Annotated in this window: 5 protein-coding genes; 4 read left to right on the top strand and 1 reads right to left on the bottom strand. The window is 65.4% G+C overall.

The window, feature by feature from the left end:
• Window positions 1-88: 88 nt before the first annotated feature.
• The 3 genes from FJ967_RS25645 to FJ967_RS25635 all read left to right on the top strand — a co-directional run bounded on the left by FJ967_RS25645 (window position 89) and on the right by FJ967_RS25635 (window position 10,671).
• Window positions 89-5,458, top strand: a complete 5,370-nt coding sequence (locus FJ967_RS25645; RefSeq protein WP_181176142.1) for an autotransporter domain-containing protein — start codon at window positions 89-91, stop codon at window positions 5,456-5,458.
• 402 nt (window positions 5,459-5,860) lie between these two features.
• Window positions 5,861-7,945 (top strand): glycosyl hydrolase 108 family protein, encoded by a 2,085-nt coding sequence (locus tag FJ967_RS25640; RefSeq protein WP_181176141.1) that lies wholly within the window; start codon window positions 5,861-5,863, stop codon window positions 7,943-7,945.
• Between the two features lie 20 nt (window positions 7,946-7,965).
• The gene (locus FJ967_RS25635) at window positions 7,966-10,671 is read left to right on the top strand and encodes a DUF2235 domain-containing protein (protein ID WP_140735038.1); all 2,706 of its coding nucleotides are present in this window, start codon (window positions 7,966-7,968) and stop codon (window positions 10,669-10,671) included.
• Between the two features lie 16 nt (window positions 10,672-10,687).
• On the opposite strand, the gene FJ967_RS25630 is transcribed toward FJ967_RS25635, so the two are convergent.
• Entirely contained in the window at window positions 10,688-11,911 is a 1,224-nt protein-coding gene (locus tag FJ967_RS25630; RefSeq protein ID WP_140735036.1) for an MFS transporter, read from the bottom strand.
• Between the two features lie 97 nt (window positions 11,912-12,008).
• Here FJ967_RS25630 and FJ967_RS25625 point away from each other — a divergent pair, with 97 nt between their 5' ends.
• A complete protein-coding gene (locus FJ967_RS25625) occupies window positions 12,009-12,917 on the top strand; it encodes a LysR family transcriptional regulator (RefSeq protein WP_140735034.1) in 909 nt (302 codons plus the stop codon).
• The last annotated feature ends 82 nt before the right edge of the window (window positions 12,918-12,999 follow it).

Genomic DNA, 12,999 nt, shown 5'->3' with positions numbered 1-12,999 from the left:
CCGCCGGCCGGCGCGCCCGAGGGGATGTTGCGCTGTCCGTAAAGGGCGGTCCGCGAGCCGTGGGGACAGGAACCGAATGGACAGACAGATGCGTCCGACAACAGGCCGCCGTGCCAAGCTCGTGCTGGCCGGCGCGGCGTTGCTGGTGTCGAGCTCGACGCTGGCGCTGGGCGCTTCGCTGACCTGGAACGGGTCGATTTCCAACAACTGGTTCACGCCTGGAAACTGGACGTCGCCCGCGCTGCCGACGGCCGCCGACGACCTGGTCATCGACAGCCTCGCCAACACAGCCACGATCAGTTCCGCCGGGGCGCTGGCCAAGACCGTCATCATCGGCAACGCGGCCGGATCGAACGGCGCCCTTGTCGTCACCGGCGCCGGCACGCTGTCGGTGGCAAACAACTATCTCATGGTCGGCAACAACGGCACCGGCACGCTGACGATCTCGGGCGGCGGCAAGGTCACCAGCGCCGGCGGTGTCGTTGCCAACAATCCGTCATCCTCCGGCACCGTCACCATCACCGGGGCCGGCTCGCAGTGGACGAACAGTTTCCTGTCGATCTCGGCCGACGCCGGCGCGGTTGGCCGCGTGCGCGCCGAGGCCGGGGGCAAGCTGTTGTCCAGCGGCAATGTCATGATCGGCGAAAGTTCCGCGCTGGCCGATGGCCAACTGATCGTCACCGGCAGCGGTTCCGATTTCACGATGAACAATCCCGGCATCGCCACCTTCATCATCGGCGTCACCGGCAAGGGCGATTTCCAGCTCCTCGACAACGCCACCGCCACCACCAAGCTCAGCTATGTCGGCGGCAATGCCACGGGCGTCGGCACCGCCACGGTTTCGGGCGGCGCCAGGTGGACGACCGAGAACCTGTCCGTGGGCGGGGTCGGCACCGGTACGCTGCTCATCTCCGCCGGCGGGCAAGTGACGAGCACGGCCAACCCTATACTGAGCACGCCGCCCGGCGGCATCACCAACGGCAAGGTGACGATCACCGGCGCCGGATCGCAATGGAAGCTCACCGGCGCCTACAACAACGTGCCGCTGGCGATGGGCTCGACCAGCCAGACCTCGGAGCTGAACGTTCTCAACGGCGGCAGTTTCCTGATCGATTCGACCGCCAGCAGCTTCCTCAGCGGCGATGCCAGGATCGCCAACACCGTCAATTCCAAGGCGGCGATCACCGTCGATGGCGCGGGCTCGAGCTTCACCACGCCCTACAGGCTCTATCTCGGCAACGCCACCAACTCGACCGCGACGGTGACGGTGTCGGGCGGGGGCAAGCTCAATACCGGCTACACCAACATCGCCAGCGCCAGCGATGCCACGGCGGCAACTTCGGATACGGTGACCGTGACCGGAGCCGGCTCGCTCTGGACGATCAGCGACACGCTTGGCTCCGGCCCCAGCGATCTGCAGGGACTGACCGTCGGCGGGACCGGCAAAGGCGTGCTGACCATCTCCGACGGCGGCGTCGTCAGGGTCAACGGTGGCACCGGCGGCATCGGCATCGGCGGTGTCGCCGGCTCCTCGGGCACGATCAACATCGGAGCCGCAGCCGCCAGCCCGGCGGCGGCGCCAGGCACGCTCGAGGCATCGACGGCGATATTCGTCAGCACCGCCGTCGCCCCGCAAGCGGTGAATTTCAACCATACGTCCAGCAATTACGTGTTCGCGCCGAAGCTCGACGGCAACGGGCCCGGCGCCGTCAACATCATTGCCGGCACCACCATCTTCACCGCTGACAACACCTATACGCCGGTCACCACCATCTCGTCGGGAGCCGTGCTGCAACTCGGCAATGGCGGCACGACGGGCGGCATTACGGGCAATGTCACCAACAGTGGCACGCTGATCATCGACCGCTCCAGCGATTTCGGCCTCGGCTATGCCGGCGTCATCTCCGGCAGCGGCCAGTTGATCAAGAACGGCACCGGCACGTCGACGCTGACGGGGGCCAATAGCTATGGCGGCGGCACCACGATCAACAGCGGACAGCTGAACCTCGGCAATTTCCTCGGCAACGGCACGCTGAACGGCGACTATGTCAACCACAGCAGGCTGCTGTTCTATTCCAACCTCACCCCCACCTATTCCGGCGTTATCTCGGGCGAGGGCAGTTTCGAGAAGTCAGGCAACGGCACGCTGACGCTGAGCAGCGTGCAGACCTATACGGGCGGCACGAAGCTGACCTTCGGCAGCCTGATCCTGGGCGGCAACGACCGGCTGGTGACGACGGGGGCGATCATCGGCGCTGGCGGTATCCTCGACCTCAACGGCTTCGACCAGACAGTCGGCGACTTCTCCGGCTTCGGCCGGGTGGAAATCCGGACCGGCACGTTTACAGCGGGCGGGTCGGCCAGCGCGACCTATCAGGGCAGGATCGAGGGCACCGGCACCTTCACCAAGCAGGGTTCTGGAACGCTGACACTCACCAGCGGCACCAGCGGGTTTTCCGGAACCACCAACGTCAATGCCGGCACGCTGCTCGTCAACGGCTCGATGGCGTCGAGCGCCTTCCAGGTCAATTCCGGCGGCGCGCTGGGCGGCACCGGCACGGTCGGCGCCACCACGATCGCCAATGGCGGCACGCTGGTCGGCGTTGCCGGGCAGACGCTGACATTGAGCTCGCTGGCGCTGAACGACACGTCGAACCTCAACGTCTCGCTGGGCGCGGCCAGCACCACGCCGCTCTTCAACGTCACCGGCGCGCTGACGCTGGACGGCAAGCTTTCGGTGAGCGATGCCGGCGGCTTCGGCAACGGCACCTACCGCATCGCCAATTATGGCGGCAGCTTCACCAACAACGGTCTCGTCATCGGCACCGTTCCGCCGGGCTTCAACCCGGGCGACTGGTCGATCCAGAGCGGTGGCGGAGTGGTCAACCTGCTGGTCGCGACCGGAGCGGGCGAACAATATTGGGACGGCGCCAACATGGCTCCGGGCGCGGTTGCCAACGGGCGCGGCGGCAACGGCACCTGGGATGCCGCCTCGACCAATTGGACGAACGCCGCCGGCGACATCAACGCCGCCTGGGCGAGCCAGAAAGCGGTGTTCGCGGGCACGCCGGGAACAGTCAGCGTGGTCGGGTCGCAGACCTTCACCGGCCTGCGCTTCGTGTCGCATCCGACCGACTGGACCTACACGCTGTCGGCGGGCGCCGGTGGCGCCCTGGTGACCAATTCGGCGGCCACCGAAATCATCGTCGCCGCAGATCCGGCGGCGACGGTCAACAACGCCATCATCAATGTCGGCATCTCCGGAACGGGAAGCATCGTCAAGCTCGGCGACGGCCGGCTGACGCTGGGGGCGGCCAATTCATACCAGGGCGGCACGACGATCAAGGAAGGCGAGCTCGTTGCGGCGGCCAACGGCGCGCTTGGCACCGGAGGGGTTTCGGTGACGGGCGCGCCGGCGGCAACGCTAAAGCCCAGCCTGCGCTTTGCCGGCGCGGTCAGCGCCGGCAGCCTTTCGATCTCGACCCAGAACGGCTCTGTCGTCTTCGACAACCAGTCGAGCGCCGGCAGCGCGACCGTCACCAACCAGGGCAATGGCAAGGCCGTGTTCCTGGCCGGCAGCAGTGCGGGCAGCGCCCTCATCACCAACGAGAGCGGCGGCACCACCGCATTCCGGGGCGACAATGCCTCGACTACCGCCAAGGTCATCAACCAGAGCGGCGGCAAGCTCGATATCTCGACCTTCGATGTGGCCGGACCGTGCAATTGCGTGTCGCTGGGCTCGGTCTCCGGCGCGGGCGACATCGCGCTCGGCGCGCACACGCTGAAGACGGGCGCGCTCAATCTCGACGAGACGATTTCGGGCATCATTGCCGATAGTGGCGCGCTGGCCAAGGGCAGCTTCACCAAGGACGGCACCGGCAAGCTGATCCTGTCGGGCGCTAACACCTATCTCGGCATCACCACGGTCAATGCCGGCACCTTGCAGGTCGATGGCTCGCTGGGTTCCGCCGATCTGACGGTGGCGAGCGGCGCCACGCTCGGCGGCAACGGCACGATCGGCGGCCTCGCCGGCGGCACGGTGACGATACAGGCCGGTGGACATCACGCGCCCGGCGCCTCGATCGGCACCCAGACCATCAACGGCAATTACAGGCTGGCCGGCACGCTCGACATCGAGGTCGACACGGCAAGCGCCGACAAGGTGGTGGTGACGGGCACGGTCGATGTCAGTGGCGGCACGCTCGCCCTGCACGAACTGACCGGCACCGGCTGGCAGCCGAGCCAGACCTACACCATCATCGACAACCAGGGCGCCGGCGCGGTGACAGGACAGTTCGCCAGCATTTCCCATGTCTATGCCTTCCTGACGCCCGACGTCAGCTATACCGGCGACGACGGCAACAATGTCGTGCTGACGCTGACCCGCAACGCGGTCGACTTTTCGTCGGTGGCGCAAACGCCGAACCAGAAGGCGGCGGCCGGCGGCATCGAGGCGCTCGGTGCTGGAAATCCCGTCTACAATGCCATCGCGCCGCTGTCGGCCGACAGCGCGCGCTTTGCCTTCGACCAGCTTTCCGGCGAGGTGCACGCGACTGTCGCCGGCGTGCTGCTCGACGACAGCCGGCTGCCGCGCGACGCGGCGCTGGCGCGCGCCGGTGCGGCGATTGCCGAGCCCGGCGCGCGGGGTTTCTGGATGCAGGGCGCAGGCCTTGCCCGTTCGCTCGACGGCGACGGCAATGCCGTGGATGCCGATGCCAGCACCGGCGCCTTCTTCGCCGGCATCGATACGACCATCGCCGACGGCTGGATGCTCGGCTTTCTCGGCGGCATCAGCGTCACGTCGCTCGACATCGACGACCGGGCCTCGTCGGCCGACGTCACCAGTGTGCATCTGGCCGCCTATGGCGGGGGCATGATCGACAGCGTCCAGCTGAAGTTCGGCGCCGGCTACAGCCATCACGACATCGACACGGCGCGCAATCCGGCCTTCGCCGGCTTCAGCGATGACCTGAAAACCAGCTATGGCGCCAGCACCGTGCAGGTGTTCGGCGAGGCGTCGCACGCTTTCGATCTCGGCCCGACAAAGATCGAGCCGTTCGCAGGCCTTGCTTATGTGCATCTGTCGACCGACGGCTTCGGCGAAGATGGCGGGCAGGCGGCCCTGTCCTCCGGCGGTTTGCGCAACGACGCCACCTTCACCACGCTCGGTGCGCGGCTGTCGCGGACGTTCGAGCTCGGCGCCTCGGCGCTGGACGTGAAGGCATCGCTCGGCTGGCGGCATGCCTTCGCCGACCTGCCGGCGGCGAGCCTGTCCTTCGCCGGCGGCGACGCCTTCACCGTGACGGGCGTGCCGATCGCACGCGACGCGCTGGCGCTGCAGGTGGGCGTCGACTTCAATCTTGGCCCGTCGAGCCGGCTCGGCCTGGTCTATGATGGCCAGTTCGCCTCCGGGGCAATGGAGAATGCCTTCAAGGCCAGTTTCTCGGCGCGGTTCTGAACGGCGCCGGACTATCCCCTGAGATCTCCGTGAAGCGGGGATGCAACTTGTCTTGACAAGCCACCGCGCGCTGCTTTCGCGGCGCCACCGAATTTGCCGAAAGTTTAATAAAATACCTTTTAGAAGAGATCGCTTTGTCTTCTATTGCCCACGAATCAGTGTCGCTTGACATATTAGGGAATATAAGAATACGATTTGGAGTTGCCGAATTGGGGGGCTCCAATGACGGACATTTCTATAAGTGCGAGCTTGCTGGCTCGCGCTGCGAAGAGGAATGGCTATGCCGTTCCTGCCAAGGGACTCGTTTTCTTTGGCATTCGTGGCCTGTCTCCAGATCATCCTTCTGACAATACTTTCGCGCAGAGTCAGCCGGCGCATTTCAGCGCCTACGATTTCCGCCACATGCGCTGCACTCTTGGGCAATGGAACGCGGATACCGGCGAAGTGGCGCTGTTTCCCGGTTCGACCGTGCCATCGCTGCCCAACATCACGAACGCCAAGGCCAAGGGCGGCTCGGGCACTAATCTGTTGATGCCTGGCCGCTTCGAGCATGAGCGGGGCACGCACAAGGCCGGCAAGCCGGGCGCCCACAGGGCCTTCCGCCAGGCGTCCTTCCAGCCGGTCTGGCGCACCGCCGACAATCTGGACTACGATCTCCAGGACAAACTGGATTTCGGCTCGAGTTCGGGTGATTTCGTCTGGGACAATATCCATAGCGCCTACTACGACAATCCCGAGACGGGCTATTCCAGCGCCGGCTGCCAGGTCGTCTGCGGCCTGCCGCAGTCGCCGGCGCGCGGCATGGCGCCGGAGACCGGACCCTGGCGCGCCTTCATCGACAGCGCCTACGGCACCAAGCAGACGCGCTTCGTCTATCTGCTCTTCACCGCCGAGGAACTGTCGTCGGTCGACAAGGTGCAGGACGCGGCGCTGAAGCAGGTCGTGCGCTTCGGCTCCTCGGGAGCGCTTGCCAAGAAGGTGCAGCAGGCACTGGTCAAGCAGGGCGACCTGCAAGATACGCCTGACGGTGTCTTCGGACGGCTGTCGCTGATGGCGCTGGTGGCTTTCCAGAGGCGTCAGTTCGGCGCCGGTGCCGCCGATGGCGTCTGCGGGGAAATCACGGCCGCGGCTCTTGGCGTGCCGCTTCCCACCGTCGCTGACGGGGGCACCGCGCCCATGCCGAGCGGCCCCGCCGATCAGGCGACGACCGGCAATCCGGATCTGCCCGACGAAACCGATCTGGCGCCCGATATTCTGAGCTTGCTGCTTGCCGCGCTGGGCCTGCAGCCGCCGACGGGTACGCCGCTCACCGGTGAGCCTGCCGTGACGCCTCCGGCCGTAACGCCTCCGGCGGTGACGCAGCCAGCCGTGACACCGCCGGTCGTGACGCCGCCGGCCGATGGCGGCAGGGCCAATTTCGAGCGGGCGCAGGCGATCGTGCGCGAGTTCGAAGGCGGCTATTCCGACGATCCGAAGGATTCGGGCGGCGCCACCAATTTCGGCATCACCTTCAAGACGCTTGCCGCATGGCGCGGCAAGCCGGTCACCAAGGCCGATGTCGCCAACATGTCCTATCAGGAAGCCAAGGAGATCTATTTCTCCCAGTATTGGTCGAAGTCGTCCTGCGGCCAGATGCCCGGCCCGCTCGCGCTCGCCGTCTACAACGTCGCCGTCCATGCCGGTCTGGGAAGGGCGGCGGAATTTCTGCAGCGCGCGCTGAACCAGAACGGCGCCTCGGTGGCCGTCGACAGCGGCATCGGCGGCGAGACGCTGGGCGCCATCCCGACGGTTCCGCTGCCCGATCTCGTCAACGATGTCATCGACCTCTATGACGCGAAACTGCACTCGCTGAAGAATTACGAGCATTTCAAGAACGGCTTCAACCGGCGCGTCAACAAGCTGCGGCTCGAAACCGAGCGCTGGCTCGAGGAAGGCGGCGAACAGACGCTTCCGATACCCACGCCGAACGTTAGCGAAGAAGGGGATCCTGTCGTGACGGACAAAGTGAGCGATATCATTCAGGCGCTGTTGGCGGCGCTGCAGCCGGGCACAACGACGACGACCACGCCGGCAACCACAACCACCACCACGACGCCGGCGGCAGCGGGAACGGTGGCGGCGGCCGCCGCGCTTGCCGCCCTGCTGCGCCAACTGGCCGGTGGGCTGGACGGTAACCCCGTCATCCTGCCGCCGGATTCCGCGGCCACCAACGTCTTGACACCGGTCAACGCCGCATTCGGCCAATGGCTGGGAAAGCTGCTCGATGGACGCAAGACCGCGCTCGGGATTCTGGGCGCTCTGGCCAGCAGCCTGCTCACCCCCACGACGGCTGGGGCAGGGCCGGAATCCTCGCCTTTGGGCCACCTCATTCCACTTCTGGCCGGCATACCCAATCTGGCGCCGATATTGATGCCGATCTCGGTGGCGCTTGGGCTCTGGGGAGCGCTCGGCAAGATGGACAAATACGTGCGCGCGGCAAAGCAATAGGCCTGACGCAGGGGGAAGCAATGGCCGATGTTCCAGGCAAACCATCGTCCCGGAACATCGTCGTCTTCGCCGACGGGACGGGCAACAGCGCCGCCAAGGCGTTCAAGACCAATGTGTGGCGGCTCTACCAGGCACTGGACCTGACCGGCGCCGACCAGATCGCCGTGTTCAGCGACGGTGTCGGCACCTCGCAGTTCAAACCGTTCGAAATCATCGGCCTGGCGCTCGGCTTCGGCGTCAAGCGGCGGGTTCTGGCGCTCTACAAGTTCCTCTGCCTGAACTACCAGCCGGGCGACAGGATATTCGCCTTCGGCTTCAGCCGCGGCGCCTTCACCATCCGTGTGCTGGTCGGCATGATCGCGCGCGAAGGGCTGGTCGACTTCAAATCGGAGGAGGAACTCGACCGCAACGCACGCGCCGCGTACCGGGCCTACAGGCCAAAGGCCTTTCCAGCACGGCGGCTGCCATGGGTCGCGTTCGCGCGCTACGTCGCCGCGCAATGGTTTACGCTATGGAACCAGATAACCGGAAGCAGTGACTACAACAAAGTCAAGCCGCGCACGCCCGATCCCCGGTCGGCCCACGATATCCGGATCGCCTTTGTTGGTGTCTGGGATACGGTTGCCGCCTACGGCCTGCCTGTCGATGAATTGACCAGAGCGGTCGACAAATGGGTGTGGCCGATCACCTTCGAGAGGCCGGTTCTGCTTGAACCCGTTCAATGCGCGAGGCAGGCTTTCAGCATCGACGACGAGCGGCGCACGTTCTTCCCGATTCCTTGGGAAGAGATGATCTCGGCAAAGAAAGCTGATGTCGGGGGCGGCGATGCGCTAACGGCTGGAGATAAAGTCCGTGATCCCCGCGTGAAGCAGGTCTGGTTCGCCGGCAGCCATTCCAATGTCGGCGGCGGCTATGCCGATGACAGGCTTGCGCATATTCCGCTGTGCTGGATGATCGGCGAGGCAGCCGAACAGGGTCTAAGTTTCAAGAAAGAGGTCGTCGCCGACTATTGGGATTATGCCTCGGAGGCCGGACGCATCTATGATTCCAGGTCGGGCGTCAGCGTCTTCTACCGCTACCATCCGCGTGACGCCCAGGATTTGATGCAGGGCAAGGGGCGGGACAAGAGCCCGGGTGTGAAGCCGCTGGTCGATGCGAGCGTCATCACTCGCATCGCAAAGGGCAGTGACGACTATGCTCCGATCGCTCTGCCGGAAGACTTCGATGTCCTGACCCCGCTCGGCTTCAAGGTGCCGCTGGCCACGCTGCTGAGCGGCGGGGCGGTGCCGACGGATCCTGATATCGTCGACAAACTACCGCTTCCAGATGAACGCCGGCGCGACCTGGCCGGTATAAACGCGAAATTCGATCGTGCACTTGGGGCGTTCAATCGGCAAAGTCCCAAGAGCCGCACGGAACGCTTTCAATTGATGCAGGACACGGTCTGGTGGCGGCGCGGGCTCTATTACGTGCTGCTGTCGATTGCCGTGCTGTTCGCGGCATTTCCGCTGCTTGCCGGATATGTCACGCTCGATGCCACCGGCCAGCTTGAACAGGCCGCAGGCGGTCTTATTGGGCCGGTCATAGGGCTGATAAGCGGCTTCCTCCCCGGTATCGCCGCACCCTGGGTGGACGCGGTGACAAAGCATTCCGCGGCGGCCGCGATACTCATCGTGGCGCTTGGCATCCTGCTGTGGGTCAACGGCGTCTTGCGCACACGCATAAACGATCGGGCGCGGTTGGCCTGGAATGTCAACAGGGGGCAAGGTGCAAGGGTGCCGTTGTCGGACAGGAACGACGCGCACAGGCGCAGTGCGTTGATCGGGGCGGTCGTCCTTGGCTTCTGTGCGCTGGCCGCAGGGCGACCTTGGGAGCACGGCTTCATCCTTGATTGGAAAAGCGCTGCGGAGACAGCCTGGATAGCTTGGGCGGGATTGTTTCTCGGTGTTGCGTCGCTCGGCTGTCTGGGCACCTACCTCTTCCTGAGCAATCGCGGCCCGCGCAGCGCGTCAACGCCTGTTTCCTTGAGGGCAGCCCGCTTGATCCGAGAAAACAAGGCTGCGTTGCGGCTCTACAAACTGCTCCGGGAGAAATTGCTTCCGGCGGCCTTTCTCGCCCTGTCGGCCTATCTCGTCGTGAACGCTCTCAACAAGACGGCATTCGAAGTCGCCGATTCCATGGGCGCTTTCTGTAAGGACCCTGCGCTTGGAAATCCAACGGGAGTTGAAAGGCTGAGCTTGATCCCTTCCGGTTTCAAGACGCGCGAAATGTGCAATGACACCGGCAATTGGCTGCAAGAAGGGGTTCGCTATGAAGTCATTGTTACGATCGATCCCAAGGACCCCTGGATCGACGGAGAAAAAGACACCGATCCGATCCGTGACCGAGGGTGTGCCGACACGCGGGGTGTCGCCGAGGGCAGCCTTCCCCACTACCTGGCCACATTGGCCAAGCGCTGGTGGGCCGAGCCGTACTTCAAGCCAATCGCGCGCGTCGGTCGGTTCGGCAATGACGAATACGTGCTCAATCCCGTTGGGCCGACGACCCTCGGAAAATGTCTCAACATGAAATTGACCGCCGAGATCAAGCCCAAGGCGTCGGGTGAACTCTATTTCTACGTCAACGATGCCGTGATCGCTCTGCCTGGCGTCTCCAACTTTTTTTATCGGCACAACAACCTTGGATCGGCCGAGGTGAGCGTCAAGAGAGTGAACGTATTCCCCTGAGCCGGCCGGCCGCCCGTCATTCCGGGCCGCCGATCCAGTCGACCAGCAAGGCGGCCAGGCCAAAAGCGACGCCGATCACGCAGACCGTGGGCCATCCGCCTGAGGCCCAGGCGACGCCGGCCAGCAATGAGCCGATGGCGCCGCCGATGAAGAAGATGCCGACGAACAGGCCGTTGAGGCGGCCGCGGGCTTCTGGTTGAAGCAGGTTGACGGCGCGGCGGCCGAGCGTCTGGTCGCCGGTAACGCCGATGTCGAGCAGCACGGCACTGGCACCCATCAGCACCAGCGGCAGCCATGCGGCTCCTGTGTGAAAGGAGCCGGCCCAGGCGGTGAGCGCCATGGCGCCGATCAGCACGAAATGGCAGAAGATGGTGGCGGAGCGCGTCCAGCCATGGTCGCCGGCGCGGCCGAACAGAGGCGTGACCACGGCGCCGCCGGCGCCGACCAGCGCGAACAGGGCGATGCCGCGCTGGCCAAGTCCGAAAGGCGGCTGCGCCAGCCGCAAGGCGACCGCGGTCCAGAACAGGCTGAACGCCGCCATCACCAGCGCCGCCGTCAGCGCACGGCGCCGCAGTACCGGCTCGGCGCGCAGCAGGCCGAACAGGGAAGCAATCAGCGCGCCATAGGATGATTTCGCCTGCGGCCGCCGTCGCGGCAGCGCGAAGGCAAGCACGATGGTGAGCAGCGCCAGGGCGGCGGCGCTGAGGCCGTAGAAGGCGCGCCAGCCCCAGGCGTCGGCGACGAGACTGGCGAGCGGCCGGGCCAGCAGGATGCCGATCATCAGCCCGCTCATCACGTCGCCGATGACGCGGCCGGCCTCGCCTGGCGGGGCCATGGATGCAGCGATCGGGACGAGGATCTGGATGGCCGAACAAGCCGCGCCGAGGATGAAAAGCACGATCAGCAGCGAGGCGGCCGTCGGCGCCAGCGCCGCGATGCCGGCCGCCAGGGCGGCGGCGACCAGCATGCGCAGGATCAGGCGACGGTTCTCGCCGAGATCGGCCATCGGCACCAGGAAGAACAGGCCGCCGGCATAGCCGAGCAGCGTCGCCATGGCGACGAGACCGACACTTGCCGCGCCGGCGCCGAGCGACGGGCCGATCAGGCCGACAAGCGTCTGCGGCGCGAACAGATTGGTGACGATGATGCCGGTCGAGGCGGCAAAGAGCAGCGTCTGCGGGCCGGTTATGGTTTGAGCCGGCAGCCGGCCAGCGATCTGGCCGTCATTGGTATCGAGCATTGGATCCTCAAGAAGCTGCATATCGTTAGAGGACTTTATGCTGAAGCGTTATCATGCTACAATTCAATCAATTCGATAATGATTATGCGAGATGCGCATGAATATCCACGATCTCGAAGCGTTCATCGCCGTGGTGGAAACCGGTTCCATCGTCGGCGCCTCGGCCAGGCTCAACCTGACCCAGCCGGGTGTTACACGCCGCATCCAGAACCTGGAGGACGGGCTGGCGACGGCGCTGCTCGACCGCCAGTCGAAACCGCTGAAGCCGACCGCTTCGGGCCGCGAAGCCTATGAGCATGGTCGCCGCGTTCTGCGTTCGCTGGAGGACCTGAAGGCCGGCGTCTCGCCGCGGGGTGAGGTGAAGGGCGAGTTCCGGCTCGGCATCATGCCCTATCTCTCCGACGCCGCACTGGCACTGCCGCTGGACGGCCTGCGTGCCGCCTTTCCGCACCTGACGCTGCGCATCGCTTCGGGCTGGTCGCCAAGGCTGGTGGAGCAGGTGGCGCGCAGCGAGCTCGACGCGGTGGCGGTGTGTCTTGCCGAGGGCCTGGCGCCGCCGGACGAACTGGTCTGCGACGATCTCGGCGCGCAATCGGTGCTGCTGGTGGCGTCTCCCGGGCTTGGCGTGCCGAAGCCGGCGAAGCTCGCCGACCTGTCACGCTTTGCCTGGGTGATGAACGAGAATGGCTGTGGGTTTCGCGCCTTTATCAGGCAGAGTTTCGAGGCGGCGAGGCTGCCCTTCCAGGTCGGGGTGGAGGCGCTCAGCGTTGACCTCAGAATGTCGCTGGTGGCGCGCGGTCACGGCATCGGCATCGTCACGCCGGGCGCCTTCGCCGACTGCCGCTGGCGCGATAAAGTGGAGGTCATCGACTGTCCGGACTTCAAACCGCAAGTGCGCGCCTGGCTGCTGCACCGCCCACCAGCCGGACGGCTTGCCCGCCCGATCGCGCTGTTCCGTGACACGCTGATCGACGGGCTGAAGGTGCCGATGCCGCTGGTGTCGTAACGGGGGCGAACAGGCCCTAATGCCGCAGCCCTTACGTCGATGAAACGCCTTGTGCGCCGGTGTGGGATCGCTGAGATTGCCG

Origin of the sequence: Mesorhizobium sp. B2-3-4 (assembly GCF_006442315.1) — a bacterium.
GTDB lineage: Bacteria > Pseudomonadota > Alphaproteobacteria > Rhizobiales > Rhizobiaceae > Mesorhizobium.
This window is presented reverse-complemented; position numbering and strand designations above follow the sequence as displayed.